The organism is Planotetraspora sp. GP83 (assembly GCF_041262585.1).
Lineage (GTDB): Bacteria > Actinomycetota > Actinomycetes > Streptosporangiales > Streptosporangiaceae > JAOEGB01.
In genome coordinates this window covers 24847-45916 of the sequence record NZ_JBGCBZ010000030.1, presented here as the reverse complement: position 1 = coordinate 45916, position 21070 = coordinate 24847, and the positions used below count along the sequence as shown (strand labels likewise).

Annotated in this window: 19 protein-coding genes; 14 read left to right on the top strand and 5 right to left on the bottom strand. The window is 70.0% G+C overall.

All coding sequences use genetic code 11. The features are described 5' to 3' along the window. The first annotated feature begins 10 nt into the window (after positions 1-10). The 6 genes from ABH927_RS30565 to ABH927_RS30540 all read left to right on the top strand — a co-directional run bounded on the left by ABH927_RS30565 (position 11) and on the right by ABH927_RS30540 (position 6299). Positions 11-1522 (top strand): CoA transferase, encoded by a 1512-nt coding sequence (locus tag ABH927_RS30565; protein WP_370027295.1) that lies wholly within the window; start codon positions 11-13, stop codon positions 1520-1522. 221 nt (positions 1523-1743) lie between these two features. After that, a complete protein-coding gene (gene rpsB, locus ABH927_RS30560; RefSeq protein ID WP_370027294.1) occupies positions 1744-2709 on the top strand; it encodes a 30S ribosomal protein S2 in 966 nt (321 codons plus the stop codon). A 155-nt stretch (positions 2710-2864) separates the two neighbouring features. Next, on the top strand, positions 2865-3698 hold the full coding sequence (gene tsf, locus ABH927_RS30555) for a translation elongation factor Ts (RefSeq protein WP_370027292.1): 834 nt from the start codon (positions 2865-2867) through the stop codon (positions 3696-3698). 125 nt (positions 3699-3823) lie between these two features. Then, the gene (gene pyrH / locus ABH927_RS30550; protein WP_261581874.1) at positions 3824-4522 is read left to right on the top strand and encodes a UMP kinase; all 699 of its coding nucleotides are present in this window, start codon (positions 3824-3826) and stop codon (positions 4520-4522) included. A gap of 9 nt (positions 4523-4531) precedes the next feature. After that, positions 4532-5089 (top strand): ribosome recycling factor, encoded by a 558-nt coding sequence (gene frr / locus ABH927_RS30545; protein WP_370027290.1) that lies wholly within the window; start codon positions 4532-4534, stop codon positions 5087-5089. A 103-nt stretch (positions 5090-5192) separates the two neighbouring features. Next, positions 5193-6299, top strand: a complete 1107-nt coding sequence (locus ABH927_RS30540) for a phosphatidate cytidylyltransferase (RefSeq protein WP_370027288.1) — start codon at positions 5193-5195, stop codon at positions 6297-6299. 21 nt (positions 6300-6320) lie between these two features. On the opposite strand, the gene ABH927_RS30535 is transcribed toward ABH927_RS30540, so the two are convergent. Continuing rightward, positions 6321-7358: a suppressor of fused domain protein gene (locus ABH927_RS30535; RefSeq protein ID WP_370027286.1), complete on the bottom strand. Its 1038-nt coding sequence runs from the start codon at positions 7356-7358 to the stop codon at positions 6321-6323. Positions 7359-7487: 129 nt separating this feature from the next. Here ABH927_RS30535 and rlmN point away from each other — a divergent pair, with 129 nt between their 5' ends. Then, a complete protein-coding gene (gene rlmN / locus ABH927_RS30530) occupies positions 7488-8606 on the top strand; it encodes a 23S rRNA (adenine(2503)-C(2))-methyltransferase RlmN (RefSeq protein WP_370027284.1) in 1119 nt (372 codons plus the stop codon). Positions 8607-8621: 15 nt separating this feature from the next. Here rlmN and ABH927_RS30525 read toward each other — a convergent pair whose 3' ends face one another. Both ABH927_RS30525 and ABH927_RS30520 read right to left on the bottom strand, forming a co-directional pair. Next, entirely contained in the window at positions 8622-9284 is a 663-nt protein-coding gene (locus tag ABH927_RS30525; protein WP_370027282.1) for a hypothetical protein, read from the bottom strand. Between the two features lie 46 nt (positions 9285-9330). Then, a complete protein-coding gene (locus tag ABH927_RS30520) occupies positions 9331-10092 on the bottom strand; it encodes an ATP-binding cassette domain-containing protein (protein ID WP_370027281.1) in 762 nt (253 codons plus the stop codon). Positions 10093-10253: 161 nt separating this feature from the next. Between ABH927_RS30520 and ABH927_RS30515 the strand changes: the two genes are divergently transcribed. Together ABH927_RS30515 and ABH927_RS30510 are read left to right on the top strand one after the other, a co-directional pair. Beyond that, positions 10254-11156: a DivIVA domain-containing protein gene (locus tag ABH927_RS30515; RefSeq protein ID WP_370027279.1), complete on the top strand. Its 903-nt coding sequence runs from the start codon at positions 10254-10256 to the stop codon at positions 11154-11156. Positions 11157-11261: 105 nt separating this feature from the next. Further along, on the top strand, positions 11262-12680 hold the full coding sequence (locus ABH927_RS30510; protein WP_370027277.1) for a M1 family metallopeptidase: 1419 nt from the start codon (positions 11262-11264) through the stop codon (positions 12678-12680). Here the strand turns inward: ABH927_RS30510 and ABH927_RS30505 are convergent. Next, positions 12677-14212, bottom strand: coding sequence for a PucR family transcriptional regulator (locus ABH927_RS30505; protein ID WP_370027275.1), 1536 nt, complete (start codon positions 14210-14212; stop codon positions 12677-12679). The genes ABH927_RS30510 and ABH927_RS30505 overlap by 4 nt on opposite strands. A gap of 258 nt (positions 14213-14470) precedes the next feature. Here ABH927_RS30505 and ABH927_RS30500 point away from each other — a divergent pair, with 258 nt between their 5' ends. From ABH927_RS30500 to speB, 3 genes are all read left to right on the top strand, one after another. Continuing rightward, entirely contained in the window at positions 14471-15997 is a 1527-nt protein-coding gene (locus tag ABH927_RS30500; RefSeq protein WP_370027274.1) for a cytosine permease, read from the top strand. A 22-nt stretch (positions 15998-16019) separates the two neighbouring features. Then, on the top strand, positions 16020-16661 hold the full coding sequence (locus ABH927_RS30495; protein ID WP_370027272.1) for a cyclase family protein: 642 nt from the start codon (positions 16020-16022) through the stop codon (positions 16659-16661). A 62-nt stretch (positions 16662-16723) separates the two neighbouring features. Then, positions 16724-17683, top strand: coding sequence for an agmatinase (speB, locus tag ABH927_RS30490; protein ID WP_370027270.1), 960 nt, complete (start codon positions 16724-16726; stop codon positions 17681-17683). 31 nt (positions 17684-17714) lie between these two features. On the opposite strand, the gene ABH927_RS30485 is transcribed toward speB, so the two are convergent. Continuing rightward, the gene (locus tag ABH927_RS30485) at positions 17715-18203 is read right to left on the bottom strand and encodes an Lrp/AsnC family transcriptional regulator (protein ID WP_370027268.1); all 489 of its coding nucleotides are present in this window, start codon (positions 18201-18203) and stop codon (positions 17715-17717) included. 221 nt (positions 18204-18424) lie between these two features. Between ABH927_RS30485 and ABH927_RS30480 the strand changes: the two genes are divergently transcribed. Then, entirely contained in the window at positions 18425-19858 is a 1434-nt protein-coding gene (locus ABH927_RS30480) for a gamma-aminobutyraldehyde dehydrogenase (RefSeq protein ID WP_370027266.1), read from the top strand. 52 nt (positions 19859-19910) lie between these two features. Beyond that, on the top strand, positions 19911-21059 hold the full coding sequence (locus tag ABH927_RS30475; protein WP_370027264.1) for an ABC transporter ATP-binding protein: 1149 nt from the start codon (positions 19911-19913) through the stop codon (positions 21057-21059). Positions 21060-21070 lie beyond the last annotated feature (11 nt).

The following is a 21070-nucleotide window of genomic DNA, read 5'->3' as shown; positions in this document are numbered from 1 at the left end:
AGGGACCGCAGTGATCGAGGGCCTGATCAAACAGCTGGGAGAGGACGCCGGAGTCGTGCTCCCCGAGGTTGAAGTGACCGGTGAGGAGCCCGCGCTGCCGTCCGTATTCATGATCGGTACGGCTGCCGCAGCCGGCATCGCCGCCGCCACGGCAGCCGCGGCCGCCTACTGGCGCCAGCGAAAGCACGAGCCCCTCGGTTCCGGCCGCGAGCCTGCCGCGCCGCGCGGCTCCCGCCCTGAGGTGGGTATCGACCTCAGGCACGCGGCGATCGCCTTTCAGAGTGAGCGGCATTTCCGGATCGATAGGACGCCGCTCGACCCCTGGGCGCCTCTGTCGGGCGACTACCGCGCCTCGGACGGCTGGATCAGGCTGCACTGCAACTTCGACCATCACAGGGACGCCGCCCTCAAAGGTCTCGGGCTGTCCGCCCATGCCGGAAAGGACGATCTCGTCCGCGTCTGCGCCGGCCGTACCGCGATCGAGATCGAGGAGGCGGTGACCCGTGCGGGCGGCTGCGCGGCCGCCATGCGGACCCGGGCCGAATGGCTCGCGCATCCGCAGGGACGTGCCGTGGCCGAGCTGCCGCTGGTCGGCCTGTCCCGGCTGCCGGAGCCGGCCGATCGGGTACGGCACGGCCGTGCCATGCCCTCTGAGAGGGCGTCGCGGGCCCCATCATCACCGGAAGAGGAGGGCGCTCGCACGAGTGCCGGGGACCGGCCGCTCAGCGGGGTGCGGGTCCTCGACTTGACCAGGGTGATCGCGGGGCCGGTGGCCGCCCGGACCCTCGCCGGCCATGGCGCTGAGGTCCTGCGCGTGGGGGCCGCCCATCTTCCCGAGGTGCCGGGGCTGGTCGTGGAGACGGCATTCGGTAAGCGTTCGTGTCACATCGATCTCCGCTCCGAGCCCGAGGCGCTGCGACAGCTTGTACGGCAGGCCGACGTGGTCATCCAGGCCTACCGGCCCGGCGCGCTGCGCGAGAAGGGGTTCGGGCCCGAGGACCTGGCCGAGTCGCGGCCGGGGATCGTGTCCGTGGAGATCTCCGCGTACGGCTCTCGCGGTCCGTGGGCGGGCAGGAGGGGGTTCGACAGCCTGGTCCAGATGGCCTGCGGCATCGCCCACGAGAACGGCGACGGCTCGCGGCCCCATCCGCTGCCGGCGCAGGCCCTCGACCACGCCAGCGGCTTCCTGGCGGCCTTCGGCGCGATCGCCGGGCTGCTGCGCCGTACCGTCGAAGGAGGCTCCTGGCAGGTCGAGGTCTCGCTCGCGCGGACCGCCAGGTGGCTGGACGGGCTCGGCAGGCTCCACGGCGACGGCGTCCCCGAGCCCTCCACGGACGGCCTGCTGGCCACCATGCCGAGCCAGTTCGGCATGCTCACGTATGTAACACCCCCGGGCCTCATCAACGGGGTCAGTCCGTACTGGGCGAGCCCGCCACCCCGCCCAGGCGAGCACTCGGCCTCATGGATGCGGGCCCCCGTAGGAAACGTGGCCGGATCAGGGGGCGGTCGGCGAGGCGGGTAACGGAGCCGGTCAACCGACGGGGCGGATCCGGGTAGACTGTTCGACGGTCTACAACTACGTGGGCCAAATTCACACGCTCATTCACGAGTCGCCCTCTCGGTCCGGATTCCGTCCGGCAGGGGCGGCGCGGGGCGTCAGGCCGTGAGCAGACGGGCTCACGGACAACCGAGGCAGTGCCGGGCAGGAACAGCCGGCACACAACCATGGAGGAAATCATCACCATGGCCCCTGTCGTCACCATGCGGCAGCTGCTCGAGAGCGGCGTTCACTTCGGCCACCAGACTCGCCGGTGGAACCCGAAGATGAAGCGCTTCATCTTCACCGAGCGCAACGGCATCTACATCATCGACCTGCAGAAGTCGCTGTCGTTCATCGACCGCGCCTACGACTTCGTGAAGGAGACCGTCGCGCACGGCGGCTCCATCATGTTCATCGGCACGAAGAAGCAGGCCCAGGAGTCCATCGCCGAGCAGGCGTCGCGCGTCGGCATGCCGTACGTGAACCAGCGCTGGCTGGGCGGCATGCTCACCAACTTCTCGACCGTGCACAAGCGGCTCCAGCGCCTGAAGGAGCTGGAGGAGCTCGACTTCGACAACGTGGCCGGCTCCGGGCTCACCAAGAAGGAGCTCCTGATGCGCCGCCGCGAGAAGGACAAGCTGGAGCGCACCCTCGGCGGCATCCGCGACATGGCCCGGGTTCCCAGCGCCATCTGGATCGTGGACACCAAGAAGGAACACATCGCGATCAACGAGGCCAAGAAGCTTGGCATCCCGGTCGTCGCGATCCTCGACACCAACTGCGACCCGGACGAGGTCGACTACCCGATCCCGGGCAACGACGACGCCATCCGCGCCGTCAGCCTGCTCACCCGCGTGATCGCGGACGCCGTGGCCGACGGTCTGATGACCCGTGCGGGCGCCGGTCGCGGTGACGAGAAGCCGGCCGGTGTCGCCGCCGCCGAGCCGCTGGCCGAGTGGGAGCGGGAGCTGCTCGAGGGCGCCCCCGCCGGTGAGGCCGCCGCCGAGGCTCCGGAGACCGCCGAGGCCGCTCCGGCCGCCGAGACCAGCGAGTCCGCCGAGACCGGCGAGACGGGCGAGACCAGCGAGTCCGCCGAGTCGGCCGATTCCGGGGAGACGGGCGAGACCGCCGAGACGACTGAGGCGCCCGCCGCCGACGAGCAGGCATAGTTCCACCGTTCCCCGTACGGGAACGCAAGGCTCCACCGGGTGGGCGCCCGCGCGCAGGCGAGAGCGCCCACCCGGCTCCACGAGACATCTGATCTCATGCCGACGTCTGAGATCACCACTGATTCGCACCTGGGTCCCGAAGAGGAAATAGGACAATGGCTTCCGTGAACATGGCCGACGTCAAGCGGCTCCGTGAGCTGACCGCCGCCGGCATGATGGACTGCAAGAAGGCCCTTGAGGAGTCCGAGGGGGACATCGACAAGGCCATCGACATCCTGCGTCTGAAGGGCGCCAAGGACGTCGGCAAGCGTGAGGCCCGCACCGCCTCCAACGGCCTCGTCGCCGTCAAGCACGAGGGCGAGTCCCTCGCCGCGCTGCTGGAGCTCAACTGCGAGACCGACTTCGTCGCGAAGAACGAGCGTTTCCAGGAGCTCGCCGCCGAGATCGTCGCGCACATCGTCGACACCAAGCCCGCCGACGTGCCGGCCCTGCTCGAGTCGGAGCTGAACGGCAAGGCCGTCAAGGAGCTTCTCGACGAGGCCAACGCCGCGCTGGGCGAGAAGATCGAGATCCGGCGGTTCTCGCTGCTTGAGGGCGGCTACATCGGGTCCTACATGCACAAGATCGACCCGCAGCTCCCGCCGGCCGTCGGTGTGCTGGTCCAGCTCGACAAGCCGAACGCCGAGGTCGCCAAGGACATCGCGCAGCACGCCGCCGCGATGGCGCCGAAGTACCTCAGCCCGGCCGAGGTGCCCGCCGACGTCGTCGAGAAGGAGCGGTCGCTCTTCGAGCAGATGACCCGCGACGAGGGCAAGCCCGAGGCCGCGATCGCCAAGATCGTCGATGGCCGCGTCAACGGCTGGTACAAGGACTTCACGCTGCTGGAGCAGGCTTTCGTGAAGGACGGCAAGAAGACGATCGCCAAGGTCGCGGACGAGGCCGGCGTAAAGGTGCTGGCCTTCACCCGCTTCAAGGTCGGCCAGGCTTAGGCTTACAGCCAGGAGCCGTTTGAGTCGAAGTCACAACCGAGGAGGCCGCCGTCGTGCAGGAGAACACCAGACCCGCCACGCCGGCGGCTTCGTCGTACGACGGGCCGCTGCGCTGGAAGCGCGTGATGCTGAAGCTGTCAGGCGAGGCCTTCGCGGGCGGCGAGCCTCTCGGGATCGACCCCTTCGTCGTCGCCCAGCTCGCCGACTCCATCGCCGAGGCCGTCCGTGAGGGCGTGCAGGTGGCCGTCGTCGTCGGCGGCGGCAACATGTTCCGCGGCGCGGCCCTGTCGGAGCGCGGCATCGACCGCGCCCGGGCCGACTACATGGGGATGCTCGGGACGGTCATCAACTGCCTCGCCCTGCAGGACTTCCTGGAGAAGCGGGGCATCGACACCCGCGTTCAGACCGCCATCACGATGCAGCAGGTCGCCGAGCCGTTCCTGCCGCGCCGGGCCATCCGGCACCTGGAGAAGGGCCGTGTGGTCATCTTCGGCGCCGGGCTCGGGTCGCCGTTCTTCTCGACCGACACCTGCGCCGCGCAGCGCGCCCTGGAGATCGGGGCCGAGGCGCTGCTGAAGGGCACCCAGGTCGACGGCGTCTACGACTCGGACCCGCGGAAGAACCCCGACGCGGTCCGGTTCGACCAGCTTGAGTACGGTGAGGTGCTGACGCGTGGTCTCGGGGTCATGGACGCCACCGCGATCAGTCTGTGCATGGACAACGGCCTGCCCATCGTGGTCTTCGACCTGATGGGCGAGGGCAACATCCTGCGGGCGGTCCGCGGTGAGAAGATCGGCACGCTGGTGAGTCCGGCAGGGAAATAGGGAGCCACAGTGATCGACGAAACCCTCCTCGAGGCGGAGGAGAAGATGGACAAGGCGGTGACGGTCGCCAAGGACGACTTCGCGGGCATCCGCACCGGTCGCGTCACGCCCTCGATGTTCAACAAGATCAACGTGGATTACTACGGATCGCCGACCCCGATCCAGCAGCTCGCGTCCTTCCACGTTCCCGAGGCGCGGATGGTGCTCCTCCAGCCCTACGACAAGGGCGCGATGACCGCGATCGAGAAGGCCATCCGCGACAGCGACCTGGGCGTCAACCCCGGCAACGACGGCGCGGTGATCCGCGTGGTCTTCCCAGAGCTTTCGGAGGAGCGCCGCAAGGAGTACATCAAGGTCGCCCGCACCAAGGCCGAGAACAGCCGGGTCTCCGTGCGGAACATCCGCCGCCACGCCAAGGAGATCCTCGACAAGCTGGTCAAGGACGGCGAGGTCGGCGAGGACGACGTCCACCGCGCGGTCAAGGAGCTCGACGACCTTACTCAGAAGCACGTCGCCAAGATCGACGAGCTGCTGAAGCACAAGGAAGCCGAGCTGCTCGAGGTCTGAGACCACGACCTGAGGGCACTGGGACAACCGTGATCCTTGTGCCGCGCTGTCCCGGCGGGACCAGCGCGGCACAAGGATCACGTGTATAGGGGAGTAGGACGCTTTGGACGGAACGGCTGCCGCGGGTGACCGTGACTCCGCGGAGGGTACGGCCAGGCCCTCCGGGGCCGGCCCACTACCGGCCACGCGGGGCCGCGGGATGAACGGCCCCGGCGACGGTCTGCCGCACGACCCGGAACCCGCCGGTGGGCCCGCGTCGCAGCCGAACGGCGAGCCGGGACCCCGGCCTGACGCTGTCCCCGGGCCGGGTCCGGCGGGCGGCCGTGTGCCGGAGGCGTCCGGCGAGCCCGCCCCCCAGCCGGACGGAACCCCCGGGACAGGGCCCGGTGCGGCGGTCGGAGGCGGGAGCCGTACGGGGCGGAACCTCCCGGCCGCGATCGGCGTGGGCGCCGGGCTGGGCGCCGTGGTCATCGCCTCGCTCTACCTCTTCAAGGCCGCCTTCCTGATCGTGGTCCTCGCGGCGGTCGGCGTGGGCGTCCACGAGCTGTCGAAGGCGTTCGCCGTCCGGGGCATCCGCGTGCCCCTCGTCCCGCTGCTCGGGGGCATGGCCGCGATGGTCGTCGGCCCCTGGTGGGGCGGGACTAACTTCCTCCTGGGCGCGTTCGCCGTGACCGTGATGGTGCTGCTCGCCTGGCGGATGTTCCAGGGGACGGAGGGCTACGTCAGGGACGCGACCGCCGCCCTGTTCATCGCCGTCTACCCGTCGCTCCTCGCGGGATTCATCCCGCTGCTGCTGGCTCCCGATGACGGGCCCGACCGGGTGATCATCTTCGTCGCTGTGACGGTATGCAGCGATATCGGCGGATATTTCGCCGGAATCCTCTTCGGCAAGCACCGCATGTCGCCTCTCATCAGCCCGAAGAAGACCTGGGAGGGCTTCGCCGGGTCTGCCCTGGCGTGCGTCGTCGGCGGGGCGTTACTTGTGCACTTCCTGCTCGACGGCGCGTACTGGCAGGGCGCCGTCGTCGGCGCCGTCGTGGTCGTCTGCGCGACCCTCGGCGACCTCATCGAGTCGGTGATCAAGCGCGACCTGGGCATCAAGGACATGGGCACGCTCCTGCCCGGCCACGGCGGGGTCATGGACCGGCTCGACTCCCTGCTCTTCACGCTCGTCCCGGTCTGGCTGCTGCTCACCTTCTTCGTGCGCTGACTCCTGACCCTCTTTCGTGCGCTAGATCCTGGTCTGTACGGCGAGGCGGTCCGCGATCACCTGATGCCCGCGCTCGGAGGCGAGGCGGAGCTCGGTGTCGGTCACCGGGACGAGCCACAGCCAGCGCACCGCGTCGCCACCGAACGCGAATCCATTGAGATCTGGCATTCCCGGCGGGTCCGCCAGCATGATGACCCCCTGGTGGCCGCCCCGCAGAGGGAACGTTCCGGGGTCCTGGAACCACCGGGCCGTGTGGCCGTGCCCCAGCCAGGTCACCGACTTCCACGGGTACTGGCCCAGCCAGAGGAACAGCCGCGCGGCGGCCCGCGGGTCCTGACGGGTCGCGATGGCCAGCTCCACCCGGCAGGCCGTGTCGTAGAGCTCGGCCCGCGGCATCCGCTGGCAGCTCATCCCGACCGTGGACAGCACGGTGTAGTCCCGCCCGAAGGTGGCCGGCCGTTCGCTCACGGCGACCATGGGCTGCCTGCCGCCGCCCACGTCCCAGAACCGTCCGGGCGGCCCGAGCCTGCCGTCCAGGTGGCCCATGACGAACTGCTGGAACGAGGCCCAGCTTCCCTCGGCCTCCCGCCAGTTCCAGTAGGACCGCGCCTTGGCCACGCGGGGCGCGAGCCCCTCCAGCGCCTCGCTCAACGACCACGCGAACGGCGACTCGCCCACGGCGTCCCTGGCGTACCCGGGCATGCCGCGCTCCAGGTCGGCCCAGCCCGGAATGACGGCCAGGAGCTCGTCGTTCTCGAACAGGGCGACGCCGTCGCCCTCCTCGAACCAGAGCACCGACAGCGTCGCCGGATCCAGTGGCGGCGTTCCGGAGGGGTGTGTGGTGTTGGCGAGGGGCATCACCGGCGGCAGCCCCGCGTTCGCCCGGCCCAGGTCGATCGACTCAGGGGCGGGCACGTGGTTGGCCAGCCAGACCGCTCCGTGGACCGCCCCCTTCGGATCCCGAAGGTAAGCTACGGAGGACCCCCGGTCGTGCTCGATGGTAAGAGTGCGGCTCCCAAAGGGATTGGGGCTGGTGAGCACGATGGCAGTGCCGACCACGCCTCACCTCCGGGATCACCGCGGGATCGCCACCGGATCACCGCCGGGACTACACCGTCACAGATGAGAATGTAGAGCTGCTTGCCGCAGCCGTTAAGACCGCATCTGCAGGAGATCGGAAGGGTTTGCGTGAGCGAGCAGCCAAAGACCGGCCAGCTGACCTTCGTGGCGCCGCGCCGGGCGAAGCCGCAGCGCCACCTGGCCGACCTCACGATGGCCGAGCGCCGGGCCGCCGTCGCCGAGCTGGGGGAGAAGCCGTTCCGCGCGGATCAGCTCTCGCGGCACTACTTCGCCAAGCTCACCGGCTCGGCCGAGCAGATGACCGACCTGCCGGGAGACAGCCGCGACCGGCTGGTGTCCCAGCTCATGCCGTCACTGCTGAGCCCCGTCCGGGAGATCACCTGTGACGACGGGATGACCCGCAAGACGCTGTGGAAGCTCTTCGACGGCTCGCTCGTCGAGTCGGTGCTGATGCGCTATCCGGACCGCGTCACGATGTGCGTCTCCTCTCAGGCCGGTTGCGGCATGAACTGCCCGTTCTGCGCCACCGGCCAGGCCGGCCTCACCCGGAACATGTCCACGGCCGAGATCGTCGAGCAGGTCGTCGCCGGAGCCCGCTCGCTGGCCCGGGGCGACGTCCCCGGTGGCCCCGCCCGCGTCAGCAACGTCGTCTTCATGGGCATGGGCGAGCCGATGGCCAACTACAAGGCCGTGATCGGCGCCGTGCGCCGCCTCGTCGACCCGGCCCCCGAGGGGCTCGGCATCTCCGCCCGCGGGATCACCGTGTCCACCGTGGGCCTGGTCCCCGCGATCGAGAAGCTGGCCGGGGAGGGCCTCCCCGTGACGCTCGCCGTCTCGCTGCACGCCCCCGACGACGAGCTCCGCGACACGCTCGTGCCGATCAACACCCGCTGGAAGGTCGCCGAGGTGCTCGACGCGGCGTGGAACTACGCGGCCAAGACCAAGCGCCGCGTCTCCATCGAGTACGCGCTGATCAAGGACATCAACGACCACGAGTGGCGGGCGGATCTCCTCGGCCGCCTCCTGAAGGGCAAGCTCGTCCACGTCAACCTCATCCCGCTGAACCCCACGCCGGGCTCCAAGTGGACCGCGTCGCGCCCCGAGGACGAGCGCGCGTTCGTCCGCCGTCTCGAGTCCCACGGTGTCGCGGTGACCGTGCGCGACACCCGCGGCCGGGAGATCGACGGCGCCTGCGGCCAGCTCGCCGCCGCCACCCCCGGCTCCTGAGCGTCGCCGGCGGCCCTACGGACGGGTACGGCGGAGCCAGGCATAGGCGGCGAGGCCGGCCATGGGCCAGAGCAGCGACCAGGCGGCGAGCCACGGCAGGTTGTCCGGCAGCACGCCGTGGTGGCCGTCCTTCATCCAGGTCAGGACCGGAACCGTGAGCCAGCGCGCCCCGGACGCGCTGAGGAGCAGCATCGCGAGATAGCCGAAGATCAGGACGAGGCTGGACACGGCCGGAGACGGCAGGATGGGGCGGCTGGTCAGGGCCCCGAGCGCCACGCCCGCGGTGACGGCCAGGAAATGCAGGCACACGCCCGTGAGGAGCACGACCGGGCTTGGGCCGGCCGAAAGGCGGGCCAGCAAGGCGGCCTCGGCGATCGCGGCCAGGACCAGGTCGAAGGCGTAGGCCGCGAGGATCCCGCTGATGATCTCCCTGCGCCCGACGGCGGTGATGGAGATCATCCGCTGCTCGTCCGGCTCGCTGTCGAGTAAGCCGCGAGCCGCCCAGGCGAACACCGGGATGAGGATGCCGGCGGAGTCCGCCGTGGCGCCGATCTCCTGGCCTGCCGGGACCGGCGTGGCATAGAGAATCGCCAGCAGCGGCAGCAGCCCGATGAGCGGCTGGAGGGCGCGGTGCGACCTCACGTATCCGGCGATTCTGAACCGGACGAGGGCGATCATCCCGGCGACTCCTCGGCGAGCGTGGGAACCGCTGCTTTCAGCGAGATCATCTGGCCGCCTCCCGCGTGACGCGGACGGCGTGGCCCTCGGCGCGCAGGCGGTCGGCCAGTTCGGCGGCCTTCGGCGCGGCTACGGCGACCTCCAGCACGGTCATGGGCATGGGGGCGCCCGCGTCATGAGCCGGTGCGTCACCGGCCGCGGCCTCCGCCGGGAGGTCCCTGACCGTCCCGTCTCGGACCTCGTGACGCCGGAGCGCCGGGAAGGCGCGGAGACCGCCCTGGTGGTCGCTCACGACCACGATGCCGCCTCTGGCCGAGACCTCGCCGATGATCCGGGGCAGTTCGGCCCGGGTGGCGGCGTCGAGGCCCGCGAAGGGTTCGTCGAGGATGAGCAGCCCGGGCTCGCAGACCAGCGCCTGGACAAGGCCGACCTTGTGGGCGCTCCCCTTGGACAGCTCGGGGAGCCGCCGGCCGAGCAGATGGTCCATGCCCAGCCGTTCCGTCCACTCGCCGATCCGTGCCGGGTTCACGCGTCTGATGTCGGCCATATGCCGCAGGTAGGCGGCCACCGTGAACGGCTGGTCAGCCGGAAAGCGTTCCGGGGCGTATCCCACCGTGCCGGGGCGCTCCTCGATCGCTCCCTTGACGGGTCTCAGAAGCCCCGCCAACAGCCGCAGCAGAGTGGATTTCCCCGTGCCGTTGGGTCCCACGACCTCGACCACGTCTCCCGGGTCGAAGGCCAGCCCCACGCCGGACAGCACCCACGGATCCCGCCGCCCGTAACGGAAGGACAAGTTAGAGAGGCGCATAGATCCCGCAGCGTATCGGGATATATCGGTTCATGCTCCTGCATCGCGCTTGGTGTGGACGATCACGAGGGCTCGCTTTTGCCTTCGCCGTACCGACACAATGGATGTCGCTTTTACCGAGCGGCGGGCCGGAGGAGTGCGTGAATCGCTTTCCACGTGTCATGGGAGTACGGCTGGGCTACGACCCCCAGCAGGTCGACGAGCTGATCCAGAGGATCGAGCGCACACTCGGCCGTGCCCCCCTGGAGGGTCCGCCGGTTACGGCCGACGACATCCGGGGCGCCAAGTTCGGCGTCAAGCTGGGCGGCTACAACGAGATCGCCGTCGACTTCGCGCTCGACGCGTTCATCGTCGCCATGGAGAGCCGCGCCGCCCAGACGGAGCCCCCGCCCGCCCTTCCTGCTCTTCCCGCTCTTCCTGGCCGTCCCGGCGAAGCCCCCAGTGCCCCCAGTGCCCCCAGTGCCCCTGTGGCCGACCAGGTCACGGGTCCTGGCGAGTCCCGTGGCCCCGTTCAGGACGTCGTCGTACGGCCCGCCGATCGTCGGCCTGAGGACACCGTACGGCCTGCGGAGCCTGGCCTCCCGGTGGAGGGCGCCGCGCCTGAGCTTGCGAAGACTGAGTTCGCGAAGACTGAGTTCGCGAAGACGCTGGAGATCGCCCCGCAGGCGCACGCCGTACGGCAGGCCGGCCTGGCACCCGAAGGGGCCACGGGCAACCCGGGCCCAGCCAGGCAGCACGGCCCAGCGGGGGAGCCGGCCCCGATCCGGGAGCGCGGCTCGGCCGAGGGCGACAGCCCGCCGAGCCGGTGGGAGACGGAGGCCGCCAGGGTGGAGCGGGTGGCGTTCCGGCCGGGCAGGTTCGGCATGGGCTACAAGGAGGCCGAGGTCGATGCCTTCCTCGACCGGGTGGTGGCCACCTTGCGCGGCGCGGCTGATCGGCCGGTGACGCCGGAGCAGGTCAAGAGCGCCACCTTCGCCACCGTCATGTTCCGAGCGGGCTACGCGATCAGCGAGGTGGACGGTTTCCTCGCGCAGATCGCCGAGATCCTGGAGCGCCGCGCGTAGCCGCTGCGGAGCACGCATCCCCCCAAAAGCGGCAGAACGGGACGTGTATGCCGTAATCATCGCTCAGGTCAACATTCAGTGAGACAATGCAGCACGATAGGACGCATGCTTCGCAGACGATCCCCCCTCGCGGCGCTCGCTTCCGCCGCCGGTTTCTCGTTGCTCGCCGCCGCTGTGATCCCGGCCGCCGCCGCTGACGCGGCGAGGGCGACCTTCACCCCCGGATCCGCCGGGGTGGGCGACCCGTACTTCCCCAAGGCCGGCAACGGCGGCTACGACGTCGGGCATTACGACCTCAACCTGCGGTTCGACCCGAAGAGCCGCCACCTGAGCGCGACCGCGACGATCACGGCGACCGCGACGCAGGACCTGGCCCGGTTCGACCTCGACTTCTCCGGACCCAAGATCCACAACGTCCAGGTGAACGGCAGGAAGGCCGCCTACACCCGCAAGGGCCAAGAGCTCATCATCACCCCCAAGAGCGGGCTGCGGTCGGGGGCCACGTTCACGGTCGAGGTGTCCTACGCCGGCAAGCCGAAGGCGATCAATGACAAGGCGATCGGCCTGGAAGGGTGGATCAACACCAAGGACGGCGCGGTCGTGCTGTCCGAGCCGGACGGCGCGAGGAGCTGGTTCCCGGCCAACGACACCCCCAGGGACAAGGCGACCTTCACCTTCCACGTCACCGCGCCGGTCAACGTGACCGTCCTGGCCAACGGCGAGCCGAAGAACCCCGGAATCGTGGGCGTGCGCAACGGCTACACCACGGTGAAGTGGGAGATGACCCAGCCGATGGCGACGTACCTCGCCATGGTCGCGATCGGCAAGTTCAAGGTCACCGAGGGCGTCGTCAACGGCGTGCCCAACATCACGGCCTACGACCCGGCGCTCGCCAAACAGGCCAAATACCTCCACCGGACCACCGCCAAGGCGATCAAGTGGGAGTCGAAGGTCTTCGGCGCCTACCCGTTCTCCTCGACCGGTGGAATCGCCGACAAGCTCAACGTCGCGTACTCGCTGGAGACCCAGGGCAGGCCCGTCTACGACGGCGGTTCCCAAATGGCCGGCGACGACCTGGTGATCGTGCACGAGCTGGCCCACCAGTGGTTCGGCGACAGCGTGGGCCTGCGGAGCTGGAGGGACATCTGGCTCAACGAGGGCTTCGCCACCTACGCCGAGTGGCTGTACGAGGAGCAGCACGGCGGCTCCTCGGCCCAGAAGACCTTCGCCGGCCTCTACAAGCAGAAGGGCCGCTTCTGGAAGGTCAAGACCGGTGACCCCGGCAAGGCGGAGATGTTCAACGGCGACGCGATCTACACGCGAGGCGCGATGACGCTGCACGCGCTCCGCAAGAAGATCGGCGACGAGACGTTCTTCAAGCTGCTCCCGGCCTGGACCGAGGAGAACCGGCACGGCACGGTCACCACGCAGGACTTCGTGGATCTGGCGGAGAAGCTGTCCGGCCAGGACCTCGACGGCCTCTTCGACGCCTGGCTCTACCACGAGGGCAAGCCGGCCCTCTAGGAGATCCTCCCGAGCTGGCGTCCGGCCCGGATGGCCAGCCACACCTCGGCGAAGTCACCGGTCGCGGCGAGGTCGCGGCCGGTGAGCGCGCCGAAGCGGCGGAGCCGGTAGGCCAGCGTGTTGGGATGGATGTGCAGCGCACGTGCCGCGTCGTCGGTCCTGCGGTCGCGTTCCATCCACGTCCGCACCGAGGCGACCAGGCCGGACCCGTGCTCGGCGTCGTAGCGCAGCGCGTCGCCGAGCACGTGCTCGACCAGGCCGGCCAGCACGCCCGTGTCGTCGGGCAGCCATCGGCCGGTGGTGTCCTCGCCGTACGACACCAGGGGCCGGCCCGACTCGGCGGCCCGCGCCGCCGCCCACAGCGCCTCCCGCTGGGCCACCTTCAAGGATGAGCCCGGGGGCAGGGGCCGGCTCACGCCGACCGCGATCCCCGGAATCTCCCGCAGCGCCGCCACCTCGAAATCGACCCCGCCCCTGCCCGTGGCCCCGGGATCGGCTACGGCGTGGCCGGGACGGGCGGGCGGGTCCGTCGTGAGGTGCGGCATCAGCACGTACAGATCCTGGTGGCGGCGGAGCATCAGGTGCGGATGGTCGTCCAAGGCCCGGACCACCGCGTCATCGGCCGCGTTCCGCACCACGAGAAGCACGACGTCGGCCTCCGGCGGCAGGCCCATCCGGACGAGCCGGCGCCGGGCGGCCGCCGGGTCGAGCAGGTCCTGCAGCAGGTCGGCCAGCGTCTCCGCGCCCTGCCGCCGCAGCGTCTCGCGCTCGGTTCGCACCATGGCGACCTGGAGCGCGGCGACGGTCGCGATGTGCTGCACGACGGCAAGCCCGGCGGGGCGGGCGCCCTCGCGCTCGAACGCCACCAGGAAACCGGCCGGACCGCCGGGAGCGGGCACCGGCAGGGCGAAGCCGCCCGGGATCGTCGGCGGGGCGTCCGGCGACGACGGCAGGGCGGCGCCGTCCGGGGGAACGGGCACTCCGGGCAGCAGTGGCCGCCCCTGCGGCGTGCTGAGGTAGACGTCGTAGCCCGACAGCCGCTCCAGCCGCTTGAACACCCCGGCCGCGTCGAGCCCTTCCGACGCCAGCCAGCGCAGCGCGCCGAACACCTGGAGCTGCGCGCCGAGCCGCTGCCGCGCGTCCTCCTGTACGGCTGCCGCGACCTCCTGCGCGATGGCGATGAACGGCACCGCGAGCGGGACCTCCAGCACCGGGAAGCCCCGCTTCTCGGCGGCGTCGAAGAAGCCCTTGTGCAGCGGCGGCACGTGGAGGCCCGCGCTGAGCGCGAGCGCGGCCACCCCGGCGTCGTCCAGCCGCTCCAGGTAGGCCCGCTGCGCGGCGGCGCTCCGGGGCACGCCGATCCCGGTCGTCATGATGACCTCCGACCCGAGCAGCCAGGGCGTCGGGTCCTCCAGCTCGCTCACGTGGGCCCAGGAAACCGACCTGCCGAGGCCGTTCTCGCCCGCCATCACCCGGAGCTGGAGCGCCGGAAACCGGACCAGCTCCTCCACGGTCACCTTGTTGTCACCCACAAGACACACCGTATTTCTCCGTGAATACACCAATTGCCGCTTATGGGCCGCAGGTCGGAAAATTTGGACATACATCCCCTGAGCAGGGACTTCTCCGCGAGCCGCCATCCCGTGCGCCGCCGTACGCACCGCCCCCGCGCATCGACCCCCGCGCATCGACCCCCGCGCATCGACCCCCGCGCATCGACCCCCGCGCATCGACCCCCCACGCTTGACCCGCCGCGCACTGACCCATAATGCGAACCCTGAGGAGAGGCTGTGGCCGAGGCACCCCCGATAACCGAGATCGAGACGTACGGGGTCGAGCGCATCCCCGACGCCGACCGCACCGCCCGTCCTCTTGACCTGTTCCGCGTGGCCTTCGGCGGAGCGAACACGTTCGCCACGTGCCTGCTGGGCTCGTTCCCCATCCTGTTCGGCCTCTCGTTCTGGCAGGGCGTCGCGGCCACGCTCCTCGGCCTGGTCGTCGGGGCGCTGCTGCTCGCGCCGCTCGCCGTCTTCGGCCCCGCCAACGGCACGAACAACGCGGTCTCCTCCTCGGCGCATCTCGGCGTCCACGGGCGGGTCGTCGGCTCGTTCCTGTCGCTGCTCACCGCGATCGCGTTCTTCTCGATCTCGGTGTGGTCGTCCGGCGACGCGCTGGTGGGCGGGGCCGCCCGCCTGGCCGGGGTGCCCCAGAACGACGCGACCTACGCCGTCGCCTACGGCCTGTTCGCCGCCCTGGTTCTCACGGTCTGCGTGTACGGCTTCCGCTTCATGCTGTTCGTCAACAAGATCGCGGTGGCGGCCGCCTCGGTGCTGTTCGTGCTGGGCCTGTTCGCGTTCGCCGGGGACTTCGATCCGTCCTACCCCGGCACGTTCAAGTCCACGGCCGACCCGCTCTTCTGGCCGTCGTTCATCGGTGCCGCGCTGATCGTGCTTTCGAACCCGGTGTCGTTCGGGGCCTTCCTGGGTGACTGGTCCCGATACATCCCGGAGTCGGTTTCCCGCAAGCGCGTCATGGCGGCGGCGTTCCTGAGCCAGATCGCGACCGTGCTGCCGTTCTTCTTCGGCCTCGCGACCGCGTCGATCATCGCCGCCAAGGCCGCGCCGTACCTCGACCCGTCCGCGCCCAACTACGTCGGCGGCCTCCTGGCCGTGGCCCCGGCCTGGTATTTCCTGCCGGTGTGCCTCATCGCCCTGATCGGCGGCATGTCCACGGGCACGACCTCGCTGTACGGCACGGGCCTCGACTTCTCCAGTGTCTTCCCGAGGTTCAGCCGGGTGCAGGCCACGATGTTCATCGGCACGCTGTCGATCGTCTTCATCTTCGTCGGCCGGTTCGCCGCGAACCTGACCGCGAGCATCTCGACGTTCGCCACGCTGATCATCACCTGCACGGCGCCCTGGATGGTGATCATGATCCTGGGCTACGTCACCCGGCGCGGCTGGTACGACCCCGACGCGTTGCAGGTCTTCAACCGGCGCCAGCGCGGCGGGCGCTACTGGTTCTCCCACGGGTGGAACTGGCGCGGCATGTCGGCCTGGCTGATCTCCGCCGTCGTGGCCATCCTGTTCACCGACATCCCGGGGCAGTACGTGGGGCCGTTCGGCGAGCTCGCCGGAGGCGTGGACATCTCGCTTCCGCTCGGCCTCGTCCTGGCCGCCGTCCTCTACCTCGGCCTGCTGTTCGCCTTCCCCGAACCACGCGCTGTGTACGGCCCGGCCGGCCCGCGCCTGACCCGCGCGGCCGAGACTCCGGTGCCGCCTATCGTGGACGCCGGCAAGCTCCTCGCGGAGGCATAGGCGTGTACGGCCAGGGGGCAATGTGATCATCGACCTGTCGGTGCCGATCGTGAGCGGGATGCCGGTCTATCCGGGAGACCCCGAGGTGGAGGTCTCCCGCGCGCTCACGGTGGGGGTGGAGGGCGTCAACGTCCTCGGCCTCCATCTCGGGTCGCAGTCCGGCACCCACGTGGACGCGCCGTACCACATCGACGACGCCCTCCCCACGCTCGACGACCTGCCGCTGGACCGGTTCGCCGGCCCGGCGGCGGTCGCCGACGCGCGCGGCCTGCCGCCCCGCTCGCCCATCGGCCCAGAGACCCTGGCGCCCTGGCTCCGGCCCGGAGTCATCCTCCTGATCGCCACCGGATGGGCGTCCCGGTGGGGGAGCCACGACTACCTCGCCCATCCCTGGCTGACCCCGGAAGCGGCGGCGCTGATCGTCGAGTCGGGCGTCCGGACGGTGGGGATCGACGCGCTCAGCGTGGACCCGACGCCGGCGGAGGAGTTCCCGGCGCACCGCCTCCTCTGCGGGGCCCACGCCGTCATCGCGGAGAACCTGCGCAACCTGGACCCCGTCCTCGACGCACAGGCGGCGGGCCGGGAGATCGAGGTGTTCCTGCTGCCGATCCGGCTGGCGGCGGCGGACGGCGCCCCGGTGCGGGCGGTCGCCCGGGTGCGGTGACCGCCCAGCCCGTACACCCCAGCCGTAGAGCCGCCGGCTCTTGAACGAAAGGACTGAGCAGAATGACCGAGCCTCGGGGGCCCGTCGACTCCTCCCGTGTTCCCCGCTTCGCGGGCCCGGCGACCTTCGCGCGCCTGCCGCGACTGGACGAGGTGCCCCGTGCCGATGTGGCCGTCGTCGGCGTGCCGTTCGACAGCGGCGTCTCCTACCGGCCGGGCGCCCGGTTCGGCCCTTCGGCGGTCCGCGAGGCCAGCCGGCTGCTCCGGCCGTACAACCCGGGGCTCGACGTCTCGCCGTTCGACGCCGTGCAGGTCGCGGACGCCGGAGACATCGCGTGCAACCCGTTCGACATCAACGAGGCCGTTGAGACGATTGAGGACGCCGCGTCGGCGCTGATGCGCGACGGTGCCCGTCTCGTCACGATCGGCGGCGACCACACGATCGCACTGCCGCTGTTGCGCGCCGCCGCCAAGGTCCACGGTCCCGTGGCGCTGCTGCACTTCGACGCCCACCTGGACACCTGGGACACCTATTTCGGGGCCGAGTACACCCACGGCACGCCGTTCCGCCGGGCCGTCGAGGAGGGCATCCTCGACACGGAGGCGCTCAGCCACGTCGGCACCCGTGGCCCGCTCTACGGCAGGAAGGACCTGGAGGACGACCGCCGCATGGGCTTCGGCATCGTGACCAGCGCAGACGTGATGCGCCGGGGCGTGGACGAGATCGCGGACGCGCTGCGCCGGCGGATCGGCGGGCGGCCGCTGTACGTCTCGATCGACATCGACGTGCTCGACCCGGCGCACGCGCCCGGCACGGGCACTCCGGAGGCGGGCGGCCTCACGAGCCGGGAGCTGCTGGAGATCCTGCGCGGGCTGGCGGGAAGCGACCTGATCGGCGCGGACGTCGTGGAGGTCTCTCCGGCGTACGACCACGCCGAGATCACCTCGGTCGCCGCTTCACACGTGGCCTACGACCTGGTCAGCCTGCTCGCGCTCCAGCTCGGAGCCGGACGCGGGGCCTGACCGCCGGTCTGCCGCCGCTGGAGGAACCCGATCAGCGGGTTCCCCAGGAGTAGGTCTGCTTGTGCAGCTTGAGGTAGACGAACGTCTCGGTCGCCCGCACGCTGGGGATCGTCCGGATCTTGCCGAGGATCTCCAGCAGGTGGCTGTCGCCCTCGCAGACCACCTCGACCATGATGTCGAGCGAGCCCGCCGTCAGCACGACGTAGTCGATCTCGTCGATCGACGACAGCTCGTCGGCGACGGTCTCCAGATCGCCCTCGCACTTGATGCCGATCAGCGCCTGCCGGGGGAAGCCGAGCGTGAGCGGGTCGGTGACCGCGACGATCTGCATGACGCCGAGATCCAGGAGCCGCTGCACCCGCTGGCGCACCGCCGCCTCCGACAGCCCCACCGCCTTGCCGATCGCGGCGTACGGCTTGCGCCCGTCCATCTGGAGCTGCTCGACGATCTGCTTGGAGATCTCGTCGAGCACGACGGGTCCACCCTTGGCGGCCGCGCGTACCTTTGGCGGAGTCGTCATCCTTGGGGGGTGTCCTCTCTTGGCGGGCGTGCCCTGTAGCGCCCTCGTGTTACGGGACGGTTTTTAACATGTTGCCGTCCAGGTCTGACATGTTGTCAGCTGCATCGCTCGTGTCAAGCGATTCCGTAGCAATTTGGTATCTTAGCCACGAAATCCCTTGTCGTGGGTTCTTTCGTCTGTCAGAGTCGCGACAACTCAGCCACCTCAACAGGAGGTCAACGGTGACCACCCGTCTCCAGAACTTCGTGAACGGGAAGTTCGTCGACGCCGTCAGCGGTCGTTTCTCCGACGTGGTCGACCCCACGACCGGTGAGGTCTACGCGCAGGCACCGGTGTCCGGCCAGGAGGACGTCGACGCCGCCTACGCCGCCGCGACGGCCGCCTTCGAGACGTGGGGGCAGACGACGCCCGCCGAGCGCGCGACGCTGCTGCTGAAGATCGCGGACGCGATCGACGCCCATGCCGACGAGATCAACGAGGCCGAGTGCCGCAACACCGGCAAGCCCCGCGCCCGGATGGCCGAGGACGAGACGCCGATCGCCGCCGACCACTTCCGGTTCTTCGCGGGAGCGGCCCGCACGCTGGAGGGGCCGACCGCGGGGGAGTTTCTCGCCGATCACACCTCTATGATCCGGCATGAGCCGATCGGGGTCATCGGTCAGGTCACCCCCTGGAACTACCCGATGATGATGGCCGTCTGGAAGATCGCCCCGGCCCTCGCGGCGGGCAACACCATCGTGCTCAAGCCGTCGGACACCACCCCGGTCTCGACGATCAAGCTCGCCGAGATCATCGGTGACGTCCTCCCCGCCGGCGTGTTCAACGTCGTCACCGGCGACCGCGAGACCGGCTCCCTGGTCGTGAGCCACCCGGGCGCGAGCATGGTGGCCATCACCGGCTCGGTCGGCGCGGGCATGTCGGTCGCCAGGTCCGCCGCCGAGGATCTCAAGCGCGTCCATCTGGAGCTGGGCGGCAAGGCCCCGGTCGTCGTCTTCGAGGACGTCAAGGACATCAACGCCGTCGCCGAGGCGATCGCGGGCGCGGGCCTCTACAACGCCGGCCAGGACTGCACCGCCGCCTGCCGCGTGCTGGTGCACGAGAGCATCCACGACGAGTTCGCCGCCGCGCTCGCTCAGGCCGCCGCCGACACGAAGCTGGGCGGCCTCGACGACGAGGACGCGTACTTCGGCCCGCTCAACAACGCCGGCCAGCTCGCCCGCGTCGAGTCGTTCTTCCAGCGCGTCCCCGGCCACGCGACCGTCCTCACCGGCGGCCACCGGGTCGGCGACAAGGGGTACTTCTTCGCCCCGACGGTCGTCGACGGCCTCCAGCAGGACGACGAGATGGTGCAGGACGAGATCTTCGGTCCGGTCATCACGATCCAGACGTTCACCGACGAGGCCGACGCCCTGGCCAAGGCCAACGGCGTGCGGTACGGCCTGTCCGGCTCGGTGTGGACCTCCGACCACGGCCGGGCCATGCGGATGTCGAAGAGGCTCGACTTCGGCGTCGTGTGGGTCAACACGCACATCCCCTTCGTGTCGGAGATGCCGCACGGCGGCTTCAAGCACTCCGGTTACGGAAAGGATCTGTCGGTCTTCGGGCTGCACGACTACACCCGGGTTAAGCACGTAATGCACTACATCGGCGAATAGGTTTCGCGGCGGGAGCCGTACGACCTATCGAATGAAGAGGGATAAGCCTGGAATGACAGAGATCCAGGCGGGTCCGGGGGCAGCCGTCGCGGCTGCCCCCGATTCACAAGATGTGCCCGCCATCGAGCTCGACCACGTCGTCAAGGAGTACACCTCGCACGGCGAGGTCGTACAGGCGGTCAAGGGCGTCAGCCTGACCATCGCCGAAGGGGAGTTCTTCTCCCTCCTGGGCCCGTCCGGTTGCGGCAAGACCACCAGCATGCGGATGATCGCCGGGTTCGAGGAGCCCACCCGGGGAGTGGTCAGGCTCCTCGGGGAGGACGTCACGGCCGTCCCCCCGAACAAGCGCGACATCAACATGGTCTTCCAGTCCTACGCCCTCTTCCCGCACATGGACGTGTGGGAGAACGTGGCGTTCGGGCTCAGGCGCAAGAAGGTCGCCGACGCCGAGATCAAGCGCCGCGTGGGCGAGATCCTCGAGGTGGTCGACCTCGTCGGCCGCGAGAAGCGCCGCCCGCGGGAGATGTCCGGCGGCCAGCAGCAGCGCGTCGCCCTCGCCCGCGCCCTGGTCAACCGGCCCCGCGCGCTCCTCCTGGACGAGCCGCTGGGCGCGCTCGACCTCAAGCTCCGCCAGCACATGCAGATCGAGCTCAAGCGCATCCAGCGCGAGGTCGGCATCACGTTCGTCTACGTGACCCACGACCAGAGCGAGGCGCTCACGATGAGCGACCGCATCGCCGTCATGAACGACGGCCTCGTCGAGCAGCTCGCCGGGCCCCGCGAGATCTACGAGCGGCCCGCGACCAAGTTCGTCGCCGGGTTCATCGGCACGTCGAACCTGCTGAGCGGCACCGTACACCAGGTCAACGGCGGGACCGCCGTGCTCGACCTCGGCCCGAGCGACCGGATCCTCGCTCCCGTCGACGGCACGGCCTCCGTGGGGGACAGGCTGGACCTCACCGTGCGCCCCGAGAAGGTCACGATCTCGACCGAGGAGCCCCGGGGCGACCTCAGCGTCGTGCGCGGCATGGTCTCGGAGGTCGTCTACCTCGGGACCTCCAACAGCTACGCGGTGGTTCTCGCCGACGGCGCCGAGATCACCGTCTTCCAGCAGAACGCGCACGACAGCACGACCACGGCCGAGCGCGGCGACACGGTATGGCTGTCCTGGCAGCCCCAGCACTCCTACCTGTTGCGGTAGTCGCGAACCCC

Coding starts and splice junctions, on each gene's coding strand:
- rpsB (WP_370027294.1), top strand. CDS start 1,744: ATGGCCCCTGTCGTCACCATGCGGCAGCTGCTCGAGAGCGGCGTTCAC.
- tsf (WP_370027292.1), top strand. CDS start 2,865: ATGGCTTCCGTGAACATGGCCGACGTCAAGCGGCTCCGTGAGCTGACC.
- pyrH (WP_261581874.1), top strand. CDS start 3,824: ATGCTGAAGCTGTCAGGCGAGGCCTTCGCGGGCGGCGAGCCTCTCGGG.
- ABH927_RS30525 (WP_370027282.1), bottom strand. CDS start 9,284: ATGATCGCCCTCGTCCGGTTCAGAATCGCCGGATACGTGAGGTCGCAC.
- ABH927_RS30520 (WP_370027281.1), bottom strand. CDS start 10,092: ATGCGCCTCTCTAACTTGTCCTTCCGTTACGGGCGGCGGGATCCGTGG.
- ABH927_RS30515 (WP_370027279.1), top strand. CDS start 10,254: ATGGGAGTACGGCTGGGCTACGACCCCCAGCAGGTCGACGAGCTGATC.
- ABH927_RS30510 (WP_370027277.1), top strand. CDS start 11,262: ATGCTTCGCAGACGATCCCCCCTCGCGGCGCTCGCTTCCGCCGCCGGT.
- speB (WP_370027270.1), top strand. CDS start 16,724: ATGACCGAGCCTCGGGGGCCCGTCGACTCCTCCCGTGTTCCCCGCTTC.
- ABH927_RS30485 (WP_370027268.1), bottom strand. CDS start 18,203: ATGACGACTCCGCCAAAGGTACGCGCGGCCGCCAAGGGTGGACCCGTC.
- ABH927_RS30475 (WP_370027264.1), top strand. CDS start 19,911: ATGACAGAGATCCAGGCGGGTCCGGGGGCAGCCGTCGCGGCTGCCCCC.